We start from the raw sequence: 20,473 nt of genomic DNA, 5'->3' as shown, positions 1-20,473 counted from the left end.
TCAACATGCAGGATGATCCGCAGAAGCGGGAAATTATTAACAGGCGCCATTTTTCATTTCGATTGAACTTATTTTTTTTCGTAACCTTTGCATTGTTTAGCGTATTAATCGTTCGATTAGCCATTCTACAGTTTGTGGAGGGTCCTACACTTAGCGCGGAGGGGATTGACAAATCAACCCGCAGTGTGAAGATACCGCCGATACGCGGCAATATCTATGATTCCAACGGCGTTGAGATTGCTTACTCGACGTCAACGCAGTCGATCTATTTCAGCGTACAGCCGGAGCTTAAGCTCGCGGATGCGAAAGAGAACGCGAAAGAGATGGCCGCGAAGCTGCTGGAGGTTTTTACGGAATACGGCGATCCGGCCAAGGCGATGACGGTTGATGATATTATTCGTCAGATGGATTTGGACTTCAAGCGCAACAATATTTCTACGCCAAGACGGATCAAGTCCGGTTTAACTAATGAAGAAATCGCGTATTTCATGGAGAACCGTACCGAATTCAAGGGAATCGATATTATGGAGGAAAGCGTCAGGAATTATAGCACAGACTCCATTGCGGTTCAATTGGTTGGCTATCTGAAGAAATACAAGGGTGTCCGTGAAACGGTCGATTTCTATAAGGAGAAAACGACAGAGGAAGATGCGACGCTTCAGTACTTGGAAGAAGAGGATGTTGGCATGGATGGTCTAGAGTTCATGTATCAGGACGTATTGCGGGGAACAAACGGCTTAAAGACGTATCCGGTCAACAATGCGGAACGGATCATTGGCCCAATGCAAATTACGAATCCGCAAAAAGGCTCCGACATTTATCTGACCATCGATAAAAATGTGCAGCTAAAGACAGAGCAAGCTATCATGGATCAATTGAAAACAATTACGACATCAACAAATAAGTTTGAACGGGCAAAATACGCCCAAACCGGCTTCGCTGTCGCAATGGAAGTAGACACCGGTAAAATCGTAGCGATGGCGAGCATGCCGGATTATGATCCGAATATATGGTCAGGCGGGCGAATCAGTCCGGAGGATTATGAGAACTTCCAGAACGTTCTGTCGAACGGAACGATTCGAACCGTTTATGGCAAGTATACGGAGGAGGAGCGCAACGAGCATCCATCTTCAATTCTGCCTCCTGGTTCAACGATGAAGCCATTGTCCGTCCTTATCGGCTTGAACGAGAAATTGTTCAAGACCTCATCGATATACCAGGATAAAGGATTATTCTCTTATGGCAAGAAGGGATATGAGACCTATATTCGGAACTCGCAGGGTCATGTATACGGCAACATAGACGGGGCTCAGGCGATTCAGCACTCCTCAAACCCGTTCATGGCGTCGATGGTCGGGGACAGACTCTACATGCGAGGATCGGTTGGCGGGAAAAGCAGCGTGGAGATTTGGGATAGCTACATGAAGCAGTTCGGGCTTGGCGTATTGACAGGCAGCGGCTTGCCTAACGAAACAAAAGGGATTATCGAGTATTTCAAGGAATCTGAAAGCGGCAGTGCGCAGTCGGCATTGATCCAAGCGTCCTTCGGCCAACAGGGACGTTATACGACGCTGCAGCTAGCTCAGTATGCTGCGATGCTGGCGAATCGCGGCAAGCGGATGAAACCGCAATTCGTCAACGAAATTAAGAATACGGACGGAACTGTCATTCAGGGCTATAAGCCTGAGATTCTGAATGAAGTCAAGTTCCCCATTGAATATTGGAACGAAATTGAGACGGGCATGTCCAAAGTAAGCTCGGGAGGCTTTGAAGGCGTTGATTATACCTACCGCCGTAAGACAGGAACCTCCGAGCAATCCGTAAAAGGGCGTACGGCAGAGAACGCGGTATTTATCGCATACGCGCCGGCTGACAAGCCGAAGCTTGCAGTAGCCGTTGTCGTTCCAGACGGGGGCTTCGGCTCATACGGAGCATCGCCAATCGCTCGCAAAATATTCGATGCCTACAATGAGGAAGTCGGACTGTACGGGGTGCCTAAGAATAAAACGGTCAATAACGAAAAGAGTGCAGGGACCACAGGCACAACGGTTAATACGGCTACGACCGATGCCACAAACGTAGCGGTTAATGAGACGAATGAGTAAGTAAGAGATAGTAAAGGCAGGCTGGAGCTAGACTCCAGCCTGCCTTTTTTATTGCGAAACCGCCCATTTTAAAATAAATGTTGCACTAGTGAAACATTTTTGTGTATTATTAAAAAAAAGGCATTAGGCAAACTAATATTCATAAGGGCAACCTTTGCCGCATATAAAAAAAACGACAAGGATTTAGGAGGTCTTATTTATGGGTAAAACATTTAAGACGAATTCAGCTCTTCGCAGATTTATTATGACGATCGTATTTCTAACGGTGACGGCAATTGCAACTTCGGCCTGCGGGCAAAATGCGGATGATGGCCAAAGCGGCAAATTGAACATTACGGCGACAACGGGGATGATCACCGATGTTGCCCAGCAGGTAGGCGGCGAATACGTCGAGGTAAGCGGTTTGATGGGAGCGGGAATCGACCCCCATCTATACAAAGCATCGCAGGGTGATGTAAAGAAGCTGGATGATGCGGATATCATTTTCTACAACGGGCTTCATTTGGAAGGGAAAATGGCTGAAATGTTCGAAGCGCTGGAGAAGCGCAAGCCCACCGTTGCCGTATCTGAATATTTGACGGAAGAGCAATTGCACACTGCGCCTGGCCAAGGGGCAGGGATGCATGACCCGCATATCTGGTTTAACGTCAAGCTGTGGATATCGGCAACGGAAGTCATACGCAATACATTGGTAGAGAAGGATGCTTCCCACGCTGATTATTACAAAGACAATGCGGCTGCCTACATCAAGAAGCTTGAGGAATTGGATGCTTATGCAACGGAGCAGATTGCAACCATTCCTGAAGCCAGTCGAATTCTCGTTACTGCGCATGATGCTTTTGGCTACTTCGGTGAAGCATACGGGCTAACTGTCACGGGTTTGCAGGGAATGAATACGATGTCTGAGTACGGCTCCAAGGATGTCAGCAAGCTTCGGGATTACTTAGTTGAGAAAAAAATCAAAGCGGTGTTTATCGAATCCAGCGTACCGAAGAAATCAATCGAATCGGTCATTGAAGGTGCACGGCAATTAGGCCATGAGGTAGTCATTGGCGGCGAGCTGTTCTCCGATGCCATGGGCGATGCAGGAACGGTGGAAGGCACTTATATTGGCATGGTGAAGCATAATGTGGATACGATCGTAGCTGCATTGAAATAGCATAAACAGAGGAACGAAAGTGAGTGATGATGATGAGTCCATCTCAAACGGCAGCAAACACGACAGCGAAAGCGGCAGCGCCGCTTAGCATTAAAGGTTTAAGCGTCGCATACCAGAAGAAGCCCGTGCTTCGGAACGTATCCTTCGAAGTAAATGAAGGCGAGCTGGTTGGCGTAATCGGCCCGAACGGAGCAGGCAAATCCACGCTCATGAAGGCGGCGCTTGGACTTATTCCGAGCATCGGCGGGGAAGTTCTCGTATACGGGAAGCCCTACAAGCAGCAGCGCAAAATGATCGGCTACGTCCCGCAGCGCGAATCGGTCGATTGGGATTTTCCGACGAATGCGCTTGATGTTGTACTTATGGGCCGATACGGCCATCTTGGCTGGTTCCGTCGTCCAAGCGCGAAGGATAAGGCGCTGGCGCTGGAATGCCTGAACAAGGTCGGCATGGCTGATTATGCGGGCAGGCAGATCAGCCAATTGTCAGGCGGCCAGCAGCAGCGCGTATTTCTGGCACGCGCGCTTGCGCAGGACGCGAAGCTTTACTTTATGGATGAACCGTTCGCCGGCGTAGACGCCGCAACGGAGAAAGCGATCATTACGCTGCTTCAGGAATTGAAGCTGCAAGGAAAAACAGTCATTGTCGTGCATCATGACCTTGCGACGGTACAGGATTATTTTGATTCCGTTCTGCTGCTGAACGTGGAGCTTCAGGCGTTTGGCCCAACCGAGCAAACCTTTACGCAGGAGCAGCTGCAGCGCACTTACGGCGGCAGGCTCGCGTTTCTTGACCGCAGCCTGCAATCCCCGTCGCGATTTGACGGAAAGGGTGAGTAAAGATGGATAAGATTTGGTCAATGCTTTCAGATCCCAATATGCAGTGGATATTTCTTGGCTGCACGCTGCTTGGCTTAAGCAGCGGCGTAATCGGATGTTTCTCCTATTTAAGGAAGCAGAGCTTGATGGGAGATACGCTCGCACATGCAGCGCTGCCGGGAATTTGCATCGCATTTATGCTTACGGGCATTAAATCGATTGGACTTTTTCTTATTGGAGCAGGTATTGCAGGGGTAGTGGCAACCTTCGGCATTGGTTACATCACAAGGAATTCCAAGCTTAAGCAGGATGCGGCGATGGGGATCGTATTGTCGGGATTTTTTGGCTTAGGCATTGTGCTCCTTACCTTGATCCAGCATGGCGAATATGGCAATCAAGCGGGACTTGATAAGTTTCTATTCGGTCAGGCTGCTTCTATGATCGCATCCGACGTGATTTCGATGACGGTAGTCTGCGTATCGCTTATTACGATTTGCACGCTGTTGTTCAAGCAATTCAAAATCATTTCCTTCGATCCAGGCTTCGCAAGAGGCCTTGGTTATCCGGTAGCTTTCCTGGAGCAGCTGCTGATGCTTCTCATTGTGGTAGCTGTCGTGGCCGGCATACAAGCGGTAGGCGTCGTACTCGTTGCTGCGCTTCTGATTACACCGGCGGTATCCGCAAGGTATTGGACGGATCGCCTTGGACTAATGGTAGTCTTATCAGGCGTGTTCGGCGCTGTAAGCGGAGGAATTGGCACATGGATCAGCGCTTCGGTTTCGAATTTGCCGACAGGGCCGGTAACCGTGCTTGCGGCAACGCTCTTATTCTGCATATCGATATTATTCGGACCACAGCGCGGCTTAGTTGCGAAGCGGCTGCTGCGCCAACGGGTGAAACAACGTTATAACCGCGAGAATGAGCGTCTTCTAGATGGCAATGTGAAAAAGGAGGCGGCACTATGAGCGACTTTTGGATTCTGCTTACCGGTGCCCTCGTAGCTAGCTGCTGCGGTGTGCTCGGCGTGTTTCTTGTATTGCGAAAGATGGCTATGATCGGCGATGCGATCAGCCATTCGGTCATGCCAGGTATCGTAATCGCATTTCTGCTAAGCGGTTCTCGTGATTCCTTGCTCATGATGTTCGCCGCATTGATATTCGGGCTTCTGACCACGTTTCTGATTCAAATGTTCCAGCAAAGCGGCATTCAGTCCGATGCTTCTATCGGGGTGGTCTTTACGGCTCTATTTGCTATAGGGGTCGTGCTGGTCAGCTTATACGCCCGTCAAGTGCATCTGGATCAGGATGCGATTCTATACGGTGAGATCGCCTATGTGCACTGGAATATTTGGGAGCTCGGCGGTGTGAATATGGGACCCAAAGCAGTATGGCTGCTCGGAATTACATTGCTTGTTATTACATCTGTCATTGGACTGTTCTACAAGCAATTCAAGCTATGCGCCTTCGATCCTGCCCTTGCCGCGGCGATAGGCATTCCGGTCGCACTGTTTCACTATTTATTAATGGGCTTAGTTTCCATGGCTACGGTCAGCTCCTTCGAGAGCGTGGGAGCGATACTCGTCGTAGGGCTGCTCATCATACCGGCGTCTACAGCGTATCTGCTCACGGATCGTCTTGGCGTTATGATTGGTCTTAGCGTTGGGGCAGGAGTAGCCAGCACGTTTATCGGCTATGGAGCAGCGGTTGTGCTGGATGCTTCCATCGCAGGCTGCATGGTTTGCGCTGCAGCCCTGCTGTTCGTTATTGCTTTCTTGTTCTCGCCGTCTCATGGCATTGTCATCAAGAAGCTTCGCATGCGTAAGCTGGCCTAAAAGGCTAGCCTACAAGGTTAAAAAGGCCCGATATCCTATAAAACTATAGGATAGCGGGTCTTTTTGCGTGGATTGGTACGGGGGGATATTGATAATCATGGTTGGTTTTGTTTTTGGGCAGGTTCATATACACCAACCCAATTTGCAACTTTTACCCAGTAACTCTCGTACTATATTTGGGACATATTAGGAGAATTTAAGGGAGAGTAGCTAATGATGAAGGTTTGGTCGAAATTCGCAATCCCGTTCGCAGCTTTTGCTCTTATTTTATCATCATGCAGCTTTGGCGGAAATGATGAGGGGCAGGGCAAGGATGAGGCAGCAGTGCTTAAGGTGATGTATTACGATGAAGGTGCCTTTTTTCAAGATTACGGCATGGTTTTCTCGGCTTTGTACCCGAATGTAGAAATTGAAGTCGTATCTACGCAATCCATGTACACGAGTGAACAGAAGGACCCTGATGCTGCTTACGATAAGTTTATCGAAGAGAAGCAGCCTGATCTTCTGCTGCTCGATCCAGAGAAATTCAAGAAGCTGGCGCAAGATGGCAAGCTCTATGAGCTGGATGCTGCCATGGAAAAGGAGAAATACGATACGGAAGGATTAATTCCTGGTATGCTCGATTATTTGCGTGAGCTAGGCGGAGGGCAGCTATTCGGCATTTCTCCGAGCTTTTACAGCCAGGTGATGTTCTACAATAAGGACCTGTTCGACCAGTACAAGATTGCGTATCCGACGGATCGCATGAGCTGGAATGAGGTGATACAGCTGGCGCGCCAATTTCCTACTGATGGAGACCGGAAGGAGCGTGTTTATGGCCTCAAAATGGGCTATACCGAAGATCTCTTCGAGCTGGCAAGCACGCTGGCATCAGCCGATGGCATTAGCTTTGTCAATGCTTCGAAGAAAGAGATGACGATCAATACCGATTCATGGAAGAATGCGGCTCAGGCGGCGCTGGATGCAATCGGCTCTAACGCGTTGTATTTCGAGAGCATGGATAACGAGGAGTCAAATACGTCACAGACGTACGAGGATTATTTGCTGCGGGATCCATTCTTATCAGGACGGCTGGCGCTTGCAATAGGAGACAGCCATTATATTAACCAAATCAAGCAGGCAAGCGAGAACGAGCAGGTCAAGGACAAAATCGTGAAAAATTGGGATCTTGTAACGGTACCGGTCGGACAGCAAAATCCGGACCAGTCGAATATGATCTCTTTTCAGAACCTTTTTGCCATTCGCGCGGAATCGCCGAATAAGGAGACGGCGTGGGAGTTTCTCCGCTATATTACAAGCGATGAGTACGCGAGAGTGAAGTCCAAATCGAACAATTACAATGGTTTGCCCGTTCGCACGAAATACATATCGGATACCGAAGGACGCAATTATGCGGCATTTTACAATTTAAAGCCTAGCTCCTTCAACAGCTATCGTGATTTCGAGAAGCTGCCGGAAACCTTTTGGGGCGATTTTAGGGCGGCGACCCAGCAGGAATTTCAGAAGGTGAAGGATGACAAACAGACGGTTAATGAAGCACTCGATATTTTGCAGGTCAAAGGGCAGGAGATGCTGCTGAAGGAAGCGCCTGTAATGAAAGTCGAGCCTGCGACGAAAGAAGCAACGACAGAAGTAACGATTGAGGAGCAAGTAGATTCGATTATTGTTGAATAGCGATCAGCCATGCAAGGAAAAGAACATGCTTTCGCGCTCGCGCGGAAGCTGTTTTTATTTCCGGTTCCCCCTTTGACGATAGGTATGGAATGTCTATCGTTTGGAATCTGCTGCAAATGTGCTAAAATAATTTACTAGCGGGTTACATCAAGGAACGGCATTTACGAGGAGGAACACAACTTGGGAGATTATAAACTGTTAGCGCTCGATATGGATGGTACGCTCCTCAACGAGCAAAGTGAAATAAGCGCTGAAAATGCGGAATGGATTCAGAAAGCGCTGGATGCAGGCGTAATCGTCAGCTTCTCGACCGGCCGCGGCTTTCGGAGCGCGCTCCCTTACGCGGAGCAGTTGAAGCTGGAGACGCCGATGATTACCGTCAATGGCAGCGAAATCTGGCATCGGCCCCATGTTCTGCACAAACGGACGCATTTGAGCCATGTCTATGTACAAAGAATGCATGAGCTTGCACTCTCGCACGGCGAGCCATGGTTCTGGGCCTATACGGCCGATGATATATTCAACAAAGAGAAATGGATTTCGCCCGCTGATGACTATGCAGCCCATCATTGGCTGAAGTTCGGCTATTATACCGAGGATGACAGCATTCGTGAAAAAATTCTAGCCGAGGTCCAGAGCTGGGGAGCGCTCGAAATTACGAATTCTTCACCTTGGAATTTGGAGCTGAATCCGCTTGGCGTGTCCAAAGCGAGTGCTTTGCAGGAGCTTTGCGGCCTGCTTGATATCGAGATGTCGCAGGTTATCGCAGTGGGCGACAGTTTGAACGATATCGCGGCCATTCGCGAGGCCGGCCTTGGCGTAGCGATGGGCAATGCACAGGAAGCAGTGAAGGAAGCTGCGGATTTCATTACTTTTACGAATAATAAGCATGGGGTAGCGGAGGTTATTAAACGATACATTATGAAAGGATGAGTATCGTATGGATATTTTAGGATGGATATTAGTAATCTTATTGTTCGTTGTCGGCATGGCGGGAGCAATCTATCCCATCCTGCCGGGAGCACTTGCTATTTACGGCGCATTTTTTATTTATGGATGGTTCTTCTCCTTCAGTGAATTCGGCGTTTGGTTCTGGCTGATCCAAACCCTTATCGTTGTTGTGCTATTCGTAGCGGATTATGCGGTTAGCGCCTGGGGCGTCAAACGATTCGGAGGCTCGCGCGCCTCGGTAATCGGCAGCACGATCGGTCTCATATTCGGCCCTTTTGTTATTCCGGCGTTTGGACTTGTTATCGGGCCGTTTGCGGGTGCCGTTATTGGCGAAATGATTATTGGAACACGTTTTGATAAATCGCTTAAGGTTGGGCTCGGCTCCGTAGTTGGCCTATTCAGCAGCGTAGTCGTGAAATTTATTTTACAGCTCGCGATGATTGTTTTATTTGTCCTTTGGCTCGTATTCTAACGGATAAGGTGGAACTGACGATGATTAAAGTAACCGTATGGAATGAATTCCTGCACGAGAAAATCCATGAGGAAGTAAAAAGCGTATATCCGGACGGCATCCATGAGGCGCTCGCCAAGGGCATTGCAAACGATGACTTTGAAGTGGCAACTGCAACGCTTGAGGAGCCGGAGCACGGTCTTACGGCAGATCGATTGGCGAATACGGATGTTCTGATCTGGTGGGGACATATGGGCCATGACCAGGTAGACGATGTGATCGTAGAGCGTGTCCAGCAGCGCGTATGGGAGGGCATGGGGTTAATCGTACTCCACTCGGGCCATTTCTCGAAAATTTTCAAGAAGCTGATGGGTACGAGCTGCGATCTGAAATGGCGTGAAGCAGGCGAGAAGGAGCGGTTATGGGTCGTCAACCCGGCGCATCCAATAGCGTCCGGCTTGCCAGAGCATATTACGCTGGAGCATGAGGAAATGTACGGCGAGCACTTTGATATCCCTGCGCCGGATGAGCTTGTATTCGTGAGCTGGTTCGAGGGTGGCGAAGTGTTCCGAAGCGGCTGTACCTTTAACAGGGGACAAGGCAAAATCTTTTATTTCCGCCCGGGCCATGAGACGTACCCGACTTACTATAACCCGCAAATATTGCAGGTCATTCAGAATGGCGTGCGCTGGGCGGCACCTTCGCACGCAGCAGTGCCGGTTCGCGGCAACCATCAGCCGCTAGAGCCTATTGGCAATAAAGGATAGGGGAGACTTCGGAACACCATCATGTTAAAAAAAGACTCATTACTAAAAGGCACCATTATACTAGCTGCAGCTGCGCTGGTTGTCCGTTTTCTAGGCCTGTTCCAGCGCATACCGCTCGATTATATGCTAGGTTCGATCGGACAAGCAGCGTTCAACTCCGCGAATACGATTTATTTGTTGCTATTGACGATCGCCACTGGCGGCATACCATTATCGATTAGCAAGATGATCTCAACGCGTTACGCGCTCGGCAGGCCTGACGAAGCGAAACGGATCTACCAGGCCGCTTTAATGTTCGGCGCTGTGACCGGCTTGCTGCTCGCAACCGCCATGTTCGTGCTTGCGCCTGTTTATGAACGGCTGTCGCGTGTACCGGATTCCGCCGTATCGCTTCAAGCGATAGCGCCTGCGCTGCTTCTGTTTCCGATTATCGCGATGATGCGCGGTTATTTTCAAGGCAGGCAGATTATGGCCGCCGGCGGCATCTCGCAAATTATGGAGCAAATATTGCGGCTCATCGGCGGTATAGGACTAGCCTTTATCGTACTCGGCTTAGGCTGGGGAGATAAGTACGGCGCCGCGGCAGTGGCGTTTGGTTCCGTTCTCGGAAGCATCGGCGCGTTTTCCGTTATGATGTGGTTTGCGAGAAAGCTGAAGAAGCAGGATCGAGATGAAGAGAGCGCGATAGCAACGGACAAGGCGGCGAAACCAAGCTCCAAGCTGCCGTTCCGTACGATATACCGGGAAATATTCAGAACCTCTATCGCAGCTGTCGTAACGGCAATGACCGTTCAGTTTGTCTATTTCTTCGACCAGTCGTTTTTCATGAGGCTGACATCGGTATTCTACAACCATGATACGGCCATAAAAGTACTGGCAGAGTATACGAATAGAGCGATGGGTATCGCAGGCATTCCGCCTATTCTGGCTATCGCGCTTGGCGCTTCGATCATTCCAGTCATTTCTTCGGCCTATGCCTTGAAGAACATGGAGGAAGTACAGCGGCAATCCTCGCTTGTAATGCGCATCGTATTTTTCACCGGTGTTCCGGTTGCCTTGCTGCTCACCGTTGCTTCCTATTCGGTAACGGGACTATTATTCAAGAGCCCAAGCGGTTACGATACGGTTGCTCTTCTGACAGCTGGCGCGATTTTTCAAATTACGATGATGATATCGAACTCGATTCTCTACGGCTTGAACAAGCCGAAGCAGCCCATGTACCATACCTTTATCGGGCTTGGCCTGAAGGTTGTCTGCAGCTTGGCACTTGCGCCGTTCCTTGGGGTTTACGGACTCATAATCGGATCATCGATTTGTTTCATAGTCATCACGCTTCTTAACGTAAGAACGATTAACAAAGAAATTAACCTGAACATTCTAGGCAACAAATGGTTTGCATACCTTGCCGCAATCGCGGTGCCGGCGCTTGCAGGCTGGGGGACTGAATACCTCGTGCTGAATTTAACGGATGCGTGGGCGAATAAAGTGTCATACTTCATCGCAGCGGCGGTTACTTCTGTAATTGTGGGCGGTCTTTACCTCATAATGCTGGCAGCGCTTCGGGTGATTACGCCGGAGGATGTGCGCTCATTCCCGGGTCCGCTTCGGAAGGTGCTGACGCTTGTGTTGAAGCCCTTCTACAAACGTGCAGCATAAGCTGCAGATGCTGAAAGACAGGACATGTCCCTCAACGAGGAACATGTCCTGTTTTTTATAGGATAACGGGCATGAAAATACGATTTTGTCAGCTATCCGACATTTTTAAACAAAAGGATATGTTATTCTTTTAATAACACATCAGATTAGTCGGAATAATGCGGCTTGCGAAACGAGAGGTGTTGGAGAATTGGATGAGATAAGCGCACAAAACGGATTTCCTGAGCCAGACCAGCACAATGAAACCATTTTGCGTGCCTTTTATCAATACGGAACGAAACGGTTGTTTAAAAAAAATGAGTTTATCTTTCAGGAAAACGATCCTCCGGCAGCTGCCTTCTACGTGGAAAAGGGCTTAATCAAAATTTCGCAATCCTCGCAGGAAGGGCAAGGCATCACGCTTTTTTTGCGCTACCCGGGCGAAGTATTCGGCAATGCGGAGCTGCTTGCCAATGTATCGCGCAAACGGTATGCCAAATGTTTAACGGACAGCGAAATTCTTACGTTTGAATCGCGGCAGTTTCTGGCTTTGGCCAAAGAGGACCCTGCCTTTTCGTATTCCTTGGCGACCATTACGGCAAGAAGGCTGCTGCAAACTCAGAATATGGTTGAAACGCTGATCAGCCGGCCAGTTGCTTGGCGGCTCGGTTGGTTTCTTATTCAGATGGGGAAACGGGAAGAGGGGGTTGCCGAGGTACAGCTGCAGCTTAGCCATGAGGAAATATCCTATGTCATCGGATGCAGCCGCCAAACGGTGACGGAGCTGCTGAACAAATGGCGCGAGCAGGCATTAATCGCGTATGACAAGAAAAAAATTGTTATTTTGGATCCCAGCCGCTTCCTCTTTAACTTATAGAAATGTCCAGTATTCTACTTGCCATTATTGAATTGGAGGTTTTTGCATTGTTTATTCAACAGCAAGAAAAGCTATTGCCGGATTACCATGAGCATTTAAAGGTCATTTTACTTGGAACGGGCACGCCGCGGGCATTTAGCGGAAGAGCCAAATCGGGCGTTGCCGTATTGGCGGGAAGCAAGGTTTTTTTGATCGATTGCGGAGGCGCTACAGTTGACCAGCTCATAAAAGCAGGCGTCATGCCGCAGCGAATCGAGAACGTGCTGTTCACGCATCATCACAGCGACCACAACTCCGGTTTCTTTGATGTGTTTATTTCGAGCTGGCGCACGCATGTGCTCCCTGACCGCGTATTCGAGGGACGCTCGGTGCCCATGAATGTGTATGGGCCAACGACGACGAAAGAGATCATCGGGAAAATGAGAGAATCTTTTGATTTTGATGCCAATCTTCGCGTTCATTATAATTTGTCAGCCGATCAAGGCGCGAATATTCATTATTTCGAAAGCAATGAAGGCGTCGTTTACGATGCGGAAGGCATTCGAATTACCGCATTCGAGGTTGATCATCGCCCTGTTTATCCAGCGCTTGCCTATAAAATCGAGTATAACGGAAAGTCTGTCGTCATTTCGGGGGATACGATTCCTGTTGCCAATATGGTTAAGTACAGTCGCGGCGCTGATTTGCTGATCCACGAGTCCTATAATAAAGCGTGGCTGGATGAATTGATTGAGAAGTTCCCAGAACAGGCGCAATCCTTGTCCAATCCCGCTAAATACCACTCAACGACGCATCAGGTCGCAGAAATCGCAAGGCAAGCGGATGTTCCGCATCTTGTATTGACTCACCATATTCCGGCGCCGACGCCTACGGAGGAAGCGGAAGCGGAATATACAAAAGGGATGAGCGACATTTTTTCGAACCGTATAACGATGGGCCGCGATTTAATGGTATTTGAGCTTTAACTATCTTTGTAACAGGGGATTCACAGCGGTTTATCCGTATTGCTAGCATGCAAAGAGCTGCCGAGGGGCGGCTCTTTGCCCCTTTAAGGGATGAATAAAAGGTGTTTGAAAGTGTTGCGTTATGCAAATGATTTTTTTTTCGTTTAATCTGGGTTGACAATTCATATCATTCCAATAAGAATGGACTATATATTTGTATATGCAGAAGTTGATTGGCAGCATGAGATTTCATGTATGCGCTGTACTTGCAAGAAAAAATAGGGGGATGCTTAATGATTGACATTGACAGGGTCAGCAAGGAGTTCAACCAACGGGACGGAAGCAGCTTCCTAGCTTTGGAAAGCATAAGCCTATCGATTAAGGAAGGCGAATTTGTCTCGCTGCTCGGACCGTCAGGCTGCGGGAAATCGACGGTGCTGAATTTGGTGGCGGGCTTCGATCGTAGTTATCAAGGTGCAATAAAAATAAATGGCGGGGATATCAAGGCACCTGGACCGGATAGGGTCGTTGTGTTCCAGGAGCATGGGTTGTTCCCGTGGTTGACCGTGCTTGAGAATGTAGCGTTTGGCTTAAAGCAGAAGGGTGTGGGGAAGAAAGAACGTTCAGAGCTTGCATTGGAGCAAATAAGGGCCGTGCATTTGAGCAAATTTGCAGACCGTTACCCGCATGAATTGTCCGGCGGCATGAAGCAGCGTGCGGCAATTGCTCGCGCGCTTATTATGAATCCGCAAATCCTGCTGATGGATGAACCTTTTGCCGCGCTTGACGAACAGACGAGGCTAGTCCTGCATCAGGAGTTGGAAGATATTTGGCTGCGCACGGGGAAAACTATTTTATTCATTACTCATAATATAAGGGAAGCTGTCATGCTGTCGGACAGAGTCCTAGTGATGTCGACACGCCCGGGCAAGATCAAGAAAGAATTTGTCGTGCAGGCTGCAAGGCCGCGCGACAGCTCAGACCCGCTGCTTCACCATGTAGAGAAATCCATTATGGAATGCCTGGCTGATGAGCTGGAGAAAGTAGTGAAGGAGGAAATGGGCGATGACACCTACAGTCTTAAGAAGAACACTGTTTCTGATCGCAATTTTGGTGGCATGGGAGGCGGCATATAGAATCATCGGCTGGGAGGAATGGAAGTTTCCATCCTTGTTCCAGACCGTAGAGGCTTTCTACAACGGCTTCGCGCACGGCCAATTGCTGGATGCCATTCTGAACTCGCTGCGCAGGCTCCTCATCGCGTTTGCCATTTCCATTTCTGTAGGCTTATTGCTGGGGTTCATGTTTGCGAGATCCAAAGTGATAGACGACACGCTTGGTTTTGTCGTAATCGCCTTGCAGACCGTGCCGAGTATCGCCTGGCTTCCGTTTGCAATTATTTGGTTCGGTTTTAATGATAAATCAGTCATTTTCATTACCGCGCTTGGGGCAACCTGGACGATGGCGATCGCAACGCGAACGGGGATCAAAAATATTTCGCCCATATACATTCGAGCAGCTCAGACGCTAGGCACAGGCACGGGCTGGCGGATGTTCACGCAAATTTTAATACCGGGCGCATTTCCGCATCTGATGACCGGCATTCGCGTCGCATGGGCTTTCGCGTGGCGGGCGCTTGTTGCCGGCGAGCTGATCGCAAACGGAGCGGGCCTTGGCCAGTTGCTGCAGGACGGCAGGGGCCTAGGCGATACAGCGTTAATGCTTACCGTGGTTATCATTATTGCGGTGCTCGGGACGTTGTCGGATCATTTCTGCTTCAAAAAGCTGGAGGACAAGCTGCTCATCCGCTACGGACTGGAAAATCAATCTAAATAAAAAAAACATTGACAATTTCAACTATTCCGATAGAATTGGTTGGAGAAAGAAAGAGAACACATTGTCAATGATGAAAGGTAGGAGAAAGAAGTGAAAAAACAGATTAGCCTTATACTAACGCTTGTATTTGTATTGTTATTGAGTGCCTGCGGGGGCAACAACAATGCTGCGGACAATAATCCACCGGCAGCGAGCAATGGAGCGGAAGCGACGCAAGCGCCTGCGGATGCTCCAGTGAAGCAAGAACCGGTAACGGTTAAGCTAGGCATCTTCAAAAATGTAACACATGCTGCAGGATATATCGCGTTGGAGAAGGAATTTTTCCAGAAGCAGCTTGGCGAGCACGTCACGATTGAAGTTCAGGCTTTCGATAACGGTTCGGATTTCTCGACGGCTATCGCAACGGGACAAATTGATTTAGGTTATGTTGGGCCAGGTCCTTCCACGAACCAATTTCTTAAAAGCAGCAATTTCCGCGTAATTTCCGGTGCGGACAACGGCGGTGCCGTTCTAGTTGCCGGCAAGGATTCGGGCGTTAGCTCCGTTAAGGATTTGGTAGGCAAGACAATTGCCATTCCAACTAAAGGCAGCACGAATGAGATTTCGCTTCGCCTGCTGTTGGAGCAAGAAGGCGTGAAAATTACAACGGATAAAACAGGCGCGCAGATTGTTGCCCGCGCACCGGCAGATACGCTTGTCGCGCTTCGTCAGAACGAGGTAGCCGCTACGCTTATTCCTGAGCCGTGGGGCACACAAATCGAGCAAGAGGGAATCGGCAAAGTAATCGTACCGTGGGATCAAGTTCCGCCAAACAACGGCGACTACCCGCTCGTAATTCTGGTAGCGAGCGACAAGTTTTTGAGCGAGCATCGTGATTTGGCGAAAGCAGCCGTTAAAGCTAATCTTGAAGCGATTGATTTCATCACGGCAAATCCTGACGAGTCTTACGAGCTTATCAACAAGCGCTTAAGCGAGCTGAGCGGAAAAGGTCTTGATATTGAGCTGATCAAAGCGGCGTTGTCGCATATGCGTTTGACGACCGATGTGAGCCAAGAGGCTATTGAGGAAATGGCTAAGGTCTCGATCGACGCCGGCTATATCAAGGATATTACAGCGGATGCGCTTGATCTAAGCAAATTTCTGGATTTATCCTTATTGGAGGAAGTGAAAAGCGGCAAATAGACGTACAAGTTCTAATTCCGAATGAGATTACAGGTTGCACCAGAAGCAGCATAAGCTGCGTTTGGTTGCAGCCTTTTTCTTTTTATGCAGTTTTTTCCTTCCATAAGCTCCAGATCATGCTATATTTATTTTAGCTTTGGATAGAGGGGGCATTGAGATGGAAAGAGAGACCATTCTCATGGTGGACGACGAGAAGGAAATATTAAGTCTGATGGATATCTATTTCAGAAATGACGGTTTCACGATGCTGAAAGCTTCCAACGGATCAGAGGCGCTTGACATGCTGAACAGCCATAAGGTTGATCTGATTATTTTGGATGTGATGATGCCTGTGATGGATGGGCTTGAGGCTTGCATGAAAATACGCGAGCAGAACCATATCCCCATTATTATGCTGTCGGCGAAAACGCAGGATATAGATAAAATATCCGGGCTCAGCCTAGGTGCGGACGAATACGTCACAAAACCGTTTAGTCCGTTAGTGCTGCTAGCGAGCGTCAAATCACATATTCGGAGAGCGAAGCAGTTTCGTTCGGGGACGGTTCCGAATGAGGATGAACTCATTATCGATGAGCTGGTTATTAACACGGCTACCTATACGGTTACTGTCGATAGCCAAGAGGTTAAGCTTACACCGCGCGAATTCGCCATTCTAAGCCTGCTCGCCGTCAATCGCGGCATTGTGCTGAGCATGGACAAAATATATGAGAAAGCATGGAATGAACCGTTCATGGATTCGAAAAACACGGTTATGGTCCATATCCGCAAACTAAGAGAAAAAATCGAAAAGGACACCCAAAACCCGAAATACATAAAAACAGTATGGGGAATCGGCTATAAAATGGAGGCGCTATAAGCTTTCAACTGTCCTCGGCAGGTGGAAGCTTGCCAAAACCTCTAACATACAGGTGATGAAATGAAAAAGAACCCTATTTATACTTGGGCAGCAGCAAGCTTGGCTATTGCCCTGCTAACAGCGCTGCTTGCCAGAATGCTGCTGGCGTTCATGCTTCAGGTTCCGCCTTATAACAAGCCGCTCAAATGGCTAATCGAGCATGTTGGCTCCTTGCCAATCATACTGGCTGTCGCTGTGCTGATCTTTGGCGTTTGCTATATCAAGCTATTTCAACAAAAGCTGGCATGGTTCCGGAGCGGAGCGGGCAAATCAGCTTTAAAACCACCAACGAGCCATCCGTTGTTCCGCACGATACGCTGGACCTTTATGGCGGCCTTCCTGCAAAGCCTCGTGCTGATGATTTTTTTCGTCATAGCTGGACATCTGCTCGCATATGCTTTGATGCAATATACTTCCTATAACCGTGTCTTGGTCTGGATTGTCAATCATATTGGTTCGACTCCGATCGTTGCCATGTTCGGCTGTTTATTATTTCTTGCGTTTTTTTTCTGGACGAGCCGCAAGATGATAGCGGATTTGAAGGAAATTAAAAATGGCTTGCAGCATATGGCGGCAGGAAAGCTGGATCATGCGATACCTGTTAAAGGATCAGATGAACTGGGTGAGATTGCAAGGAGCATCAATGCGTTAGGCCAGCAATTCAATCTGCTGCTTCAAGAAGAGAGGAATGCGGAGCGATCAAAAAATGACCTGATTACAGGCGTATCCCATGATCTGCGAACGCCTCTGACATCCATTCTCGGCTATTTGGAGCTTATCGAGCAGGACCGGTATCAAGATGAGGTCGAGCTTCGTTATTTTGTTAATATCGCCTATGAGAAATCCAAGCACTTGAAAGGTTTGATTGATGATTTATTCGAATACACGAAACTGAACAATGATATGCCGCTCGCTTTGACAGAGCTTGATATCGCAAACTTTGCGGCACAGCTAGCCGAAGAGTTCGTACCTAGCCTGGAAAAAGCGGATATGAGCTGTCGAATCCAAGCTTCAGCGCAGCGTTTATTGATTATGGCAGACGGAGATTTGCTCGCAAGAGCCTTCGATAACCTGATGGCAAACGCCATCCAGTATGGCCACAAAGGTAAATTTATTGATATTCTGATTACGAGAACGGATGAGGAGGCTATCGTAAGGTTTATTAATTACGGAGATCCGATCCCCGTTAAGGATATTGCCTATATTTTTGACCGTTTTTACCGGGCTGATCGCTCTCGAACGGCTGAGACGGGCGGAACAGGGCTTGGTTTGGCTATAACTCGAAGTATTGTCGAAGCGCATAGCGGGCTGATTTCCGTTAGCAGCACGGCTGTCGAAACATGCTTTGAAACGAGGTTTCCAATTGCGAAGCTTGTATCTTAAGCATTTCTTAAGCATTTGATAAGCTTATATGAAAGCAGTCGGTAAGATCCTTGCCTTACACTATCCATTAGCTTCAGGATGGAGGAGATGCGGGATGGATCGGATGAAGCAGACTGGAATCGTATTGGCAGTGGCAATCGCAATGCTGGTCGGATGGGTGCTAAAGGAATGTACGCAGTAATAAGTGCAATTTAATGCATAAACCTGTGATCCTATCAAATTCGACAAAACTAGACCTTTCCATACATTTACATTAGATAGAGTCTCCTGTACAATAAATGGAGTTTATCAGTAAAAAAGGCCTGCTACTATGCAATCATAAAGGAGACGAAAGAATGAAAAAAAGCTTTGCAAGACCTAGTAAGTTTATTGCTCTCATATTAGCATTTACACTTGTTTTTGTTGCGGGCTGTGAAGCCATTTCCAACTTGGATTTCAATACCGTGCTGAAAAATTCCTTGAAAGTAACTTCAAGCGAGAGCAAACAGTCGGTTGAACTTAAGTTGGAGCTTGATGATACGGCTTATGAAGGTGCTACCGAAGAGGATATTGCGATTATGAAGCTAGTATCAAACATTAAGCTGCAGTTTGAGAATGTGAAGATGCAGGACAGCTCGAACGCATCTTTTAACGGGAGCCTGATATTTGGGGATACAGCTAGCGTGAAGTTTTCACTTAAAATGTCCGATAAGTTGGCGATTATGGAGATTGAAGGCGCGAAGCAGCCTTTTGCGATTGATCTGACAAGCGAGGGCCTGCTCGGTTTGACTGGACTGTCTGGCTTGCCTGAAGATGCAGCAACCGAGGCGGCAGCACCTGAGCTCGACGAAGCAACTGCTACGGCGCTGGGCCATGAGATTCTCGATACGGTGGGTTCCTATGTCATACATAATCTTCCGAACCCAGAACGCATTGACGTCAAACCGGTGTTTGAGAATATTAACGGCGTTTCTACCTCCCTCATGAAAGTCCATGTTGACTTTGACGGTAACGAGATATTGCCTTGGGTGAAAAAATATGTGGATGCGCTGATCGCGGATCGTGCTGGCCTAGACAAAATGGTAGCAGGCGTATTTGAGGTGCTGAACAGCAATCCGCAAATTCTGGGAGCAGCAGAAGAAGTGATTCCATTCGATCAAGGCGGGCTCGATAGCGAAGATCCTGCTGAGCTGATTGCGGAAGCTACTGAAGGTATCGCAGAGCTTCTAACGGAGCTGCAAGGCGAGCTGAAGCTGCTTGAAGAAGAGGAGCAGGAAGAATTCGACGAAATTTTCAACAAGAATCTTTCGATCAAAGCGGATATGTACGTAGACAACAAGCTTGATATCCGCAAGCAGGCTTACGAGCTCTCATACGCTCCGAGCTTGGATCCGGAATTCGGTGTGCTCCCAATCAAGGGTATTACCCTTAAGTTCGAGAGCGAGTCATGGAATGTGAATGGCGTGGTCAAAGCTGACGCTCCAGTTGCTTCCAAATCAGATTTTGCCATTGAACAGCTTGTTGATATGCAAGGCTATCAAGCATTGAAAATGTTCGATGACAAATCAGTCGTCTACGACCTATTGAAAAACAAGCTGCACGTGAATAAACAAAACATTACGTGGTATTCCGATGAATATTATAATCCGGTAATCATTACGGCAAGCCATGTAACGATTATTCCGCTTCGCTCCACAGTTGAACAGCTTGGCGGCGTACTGACTTTTGACAAGAAAACAAAAAGCCTCAAAGTGTTTGACGAAGCGACGAATACGACGATTGTATTGAAGAATGGCAGTGATTCCGCTGTGGTCAACGGGAAAACCGTGAAGTGGGCATTCCCCGTTACCGTTATTGACGGAGTAACCTATGTGCCGGCCCGCAATTTGACCCATGCAATAAAAGCAAAGATTGGCTGGACGGATCTTGGCGACGACATGAAAGTATTCTCACTTGATCGGGAAGTATAAGCGATGACGTAACGAG

The 20,473-nt window shown here is 48.4% G+C and carries 18 protein-coding genes; all 18 read left to right on the top strand.

The window, feature by feature from the left end; translation table 11 throughout:
• The first annotated feature begins 5 nt into the window (after positions 1–5).
• The 18 genes from FHS16_RS03795 to FHS16_RS03710 all read left to right on the top strand — a co-directional run bounded on the left by FHS16_RS03795 (position 6) and on the right by FHS16_RS03710 (position 20,457).
• Complete coding sequence (locus tag FHS16_RS03795) at positions 6–2,105, top strand: peptidoglycan D,D-transpeptidase FtsI family protein (RefSeq protein ID WP_183559035.1); 2,100 nt, start codon at positions 6–8, stop codon at positions 2,103–2,105.
• A 199-nt stretch (positions 2,106–2,304) separates the two neighbouring features.
• Positions 2,305–3,264: a metal ABC transporter solute-binding protein, Zn/Mn family gene (locus tag FHS16_RS03790; protein WP_183559033.1), complete on the top strand. Its 960-nt coding sequence runs from the start codon at positions 2,305–2,307 to the stop codon at positions 3,262–3,264.
• A gap of 29 nt (positions 3,265–3,293) precedes the next feature.
• On the top strand, positions 3,294–4,103 hold the full coding sequence (locus tag FHS16_RS03785; RefSeq protein WP_376769651.1) for a metal ABC transporter ATP-binding protein: 810 nt from the start codon (positions 3,294–3,296) through the stop codon (positions 4,101–4,103).
• A 2-nt stretch (positions 4,104–4,105) separates the two neighbouring features.
• A complete protein-coding gene (locus tag FHS16_RS03780) occupies positions 4,106–5,047 on the top strand; it encodes a metal ABC transporter permease (protein WP_183559031.1) in 942 nt (313 codons plus the stop codon).
• Positions 5,044–5,913: a metal ABC transporter permease gene (locus tag FHS16_RS03775; RefSeq protein WP_183559029.1), complete on the top strand. Its 870-nt coding sequence runs from the start codon at positions 5,044–5,046 to the stop codon at positions 5,911–5,913. The genes FHS16_RS03780 and FHS16_RS03775 overlap by 4 nt, the downstream gene beginning before the upstream one ends.
• A 213-nt stretch (positions 5,914–6,126) precedes the next feature.
• The gene (locus FHS16_RS03770) at positions 6,127–7,587 is read left to right on the top strand and encodes an ABC transporter substrate-binding protein (RefSeq protein ID WP_183559027.1); all 1,461 of its coding nucleotides are present in this window, start codon (positions 6,127–6,129) and stop codon (positions 7,585–7,587) included.
• Positions 7,588–7,767: 180 nt separating this feature from the next.
• Positions 7,768–8,520, top strand: a complete 753-nt coding sequence (locus FHS16_RS03765) for a Cof-type HAD-IIB family hydrolase (RefSeq protein WP_183559025.1) — start codon at positions 7,768–7,770, stop codon at positions 8,518–8,520.
• 7 nt (positions 8,521–8,527) lie between these two features.
• A complete protein-coding gene (locus FHS16_RS03760; protein ID WP_183559023.1) occupies positions 8,528–9,010 on the top strand; it encodes a DUF456 domain-containing protein in 483 nt (160 codons plus the stop codon).
• A 20-nt stretch (positions 9,011–9,030) separates the two neighbouring features.
• Positions 9,031–9,756, top strand: a complete 726-nt coding sequence (locus FHS16_RS03755) for a ThuA domain-containing protein (RefSeq protein ID WP_183559021.1) — start codon at positions 9,031–9,033, stop codon at positions 9,754–9,756.
• Positions 9,757–9,777: 21 nt separating this feature from the next.
• Positions 9,778–11,412, top strand: a complete 1,635-nt coding sequence (locus FHS16_RS03750) for a putative polysaccharide biosynthesis protein (protein WP_183559019.1) — start codon at positions 9,778–9,780, stop codon at positions 11,410–11,412.
• Positions 11,413–11,602: 190 nt separating this feature from the next.
• Positions 11,603–12,268: a Crp/Fnr family transcriptional regulator gene (locus tag FHS16_RS03745; RefSeq protein ID WP_183559017.1), complete on the top strand. Its 666-nt coding sequence runs from the start codon at positions 11,603–11,605 to the stop codon at positions 12,266–12,268.
• 47 nt (positions 12,269–12,315) lie between these two features.
• On the top strand, positions 12,316–13,233 hold the full coding sequence (locus FHS16_RS03740; RefSeq protein ID WP_246431580.1) for an MBL fold metallo-hydrolase: 918 nt from the start codon (positions 12,316–12,318) through the stop codon (positions 13,231–13,233).
• 272 nt (positions 13,234–13,505) lie between these two features.
• Positions 13,506–14,348 (top strand): ABC transporter ATP-binding protein, encoded by an 843-nt coding sequence (locus tag FHS16_RS03735; protein ID WP_183559013.1) that lies wholly within the window; start codon positions 13,506–13,508, stop codon positions 14,346–14,348.
• Complete coding sequence (locus FHS16_RS03730) at positions 14,278–15,048, top strand: ABC transporter permease (protein ID WP_221226250.1); 771 nt, start codon at positions 14,278–14,280, stop codon at positions 15,046–15,048. The genes FHS16_RS03735 and FHS16_RS03730 overlap by 71 nt, the downstream gene beginning before the upstream one ends.
• A 90-nt stretch (positions 15,049–15,138) precedes the next feature.
• Entirely contained in the window at positions 15,139–16,230 is a 1,092-nt protein-coding gene (locus FHS16_RS03725; protein WP_183559011.1) for an ABC transporter substrate-binding protein, read from the top strand.
• A gap of 157 nt (positions 16,231–16,387) precedes the next feature.
• Positions 16,388–17,086 carry a response regulator transcription factor gene (locus FHS16_RS03720; protein ID WP_183559009.1) on the top strand — a complete coding sequence of 233 codons (699 nt, stop codon included), beginning with the start codon at positions 16,388–16,390 and terminating at the stop codon, positions 17,084–17,086.
• A 60-nt stretch (positions 17,087–17,146) separates the two neighbouring features.
• Positions 17,147–18,508 carry a sensor histidine kinase gene (locus FHS16_RS03715; RefSeq protein ID WP_246431579.1) on the top strand — a complete coding sequence of 454 codons (1,362 nt, stop codon included), beginning with the start codon at positions 17,147–17,149 and terminating at the stop codon, positions 18,506–18,508.
• A gap of 335 nt (positions 18,509–18,843) precedes the next feature.
• Positions 18,844–20,457 (top strand): copper amine oxidase N-terminal domain-containing protein, encoded by a 1,614-nt coding sequence (locus tag FHS16_RS03710; RefSeq protein WP_183559007.1) that lies wholly within the window; start codon positions 18,844–18,846, stop codon positions 20,455–20,457.
• Positions 20,458–20,473: the final 16 nt, after the last annotated feature.

The organism is Paenibacillus endophyticus, assembly GCF_014192395.1.
Taxonomy (GTDB): Bacteria; Bacillota; Bacilli; order Paenibacillales; family Paenibacillaceae; genus Pristimantibacillus; species Pristimantibacillus endophyticus.
Note: the sequence above shows the minus strand (reverse complement) of the source record. Positions and strands in the feature narration are given on the sequence as shown.

What these genes read in the sequence shown, in the direction of transcription:
- FHS16_RS03755 (WP_183559021.1), top strand. Translation starts at nt 9,031, where the DNA reads ATGATTAAAGTAACCGTATGGAATGAATTCCTGCACGAGAAAATCCAT.
- FHS16_RS03720 (WP_183559009.1), top strand. Translation starts at nt 16,388, where the DNA reads ATGGAAAGAGAGACCATTCTCATGGTGGACGACGAGAAGGAAATATTA.
- FHS16_RS03715 (WP_246431579.1), top strand. Translation starts at nt 17,147, where the DNA reads ATGAAAAAGAACCCTATTTATACTTGGGCAGCAGCAAGCTTGGCTATT.
- FHS16_RS03760 (WP_183559023.1), top strand. Translation starts at nt 8,528, where the DNA reads ATGGATATTTTAGGATGGATATTAGTAATCTTATTGTTCGTTGTCGGC.
- FHS16_RS03780 (WP_183559031.1), top strand. Translation starts at nt 4,106, where the DNA reads ATGGATAAGATTTGGTCAATGCTTTCAGATCCCAATATGCAGTGGATA.
- FHS16_RS03785 (WP_376769651.1), top strand. Translation starts at nt 3,294, where the DNA reads ATGATGAGTCCATCTCAAACGGCAGCAAACACGACAGCGAAAGCGGCA.
- FHS16_RS03710 (WP_183559007.1), top strand. Translation starts at nt 18,844, where the DNA reads ATGAAAAAAAGCTTTGCAAGACCTAGTAAGTTTATTGCTCTCATATTA.
- FHS16_RS03790 (WP_183559033.1), top strand. Translation starts at nt 2,305, where the DNA reads ATGGGTAAAACATTTAAGACGAATTCAGCTCTTCGCAGATTTATTATG.
- FHS16_RS03730 (WP_221226250.1), top strand. Translation starts at nt 14,278, where the DNA reads ATGACACCTACAGTCTTAAGAAGAACACTGTTTCTGATCGCAATTTTG.
- FHS16_RS03750 (WP_183559019.1), top strand. Translation starts at nt 9,778, where the DNA reads ATGTTAAAAAAAGACTCATTACTAAAAGGCACCATTATACTAGCTGCA.
- FHS16_RS03775 (WP_183559029.1), top strand. Translation starts at nt 5,044, where the DNA reads ATGAGCGACTTTTGGATTCTGCTTACCGGTGCCCTCGTAGCTAGCTGC.
- FHS16_RS03770 (WP_183559027.1), top strand. Translation starts at nt 6,127, where the DNA reads ATGATGAAGGTTTGGTCGAAATTCGCAATCCCGTTCGCAGCTTTTGCT.
- FHS16_RS03735 (WP_183559013.1), top strand. Translation starts at nt 13,506, where the DNA reads ATGATTGACATTGACAGGGTCAGCAAGGAGTTCAACCAACGGGACGGA.
- FHS16_RS03795 (WP_183559035.1), top strand. Translation starts at nt 6, where the DNA reads ATGCAGGATGATCCGCAGAAGCGGGAAATTATTAACAGGCGCCATTTT.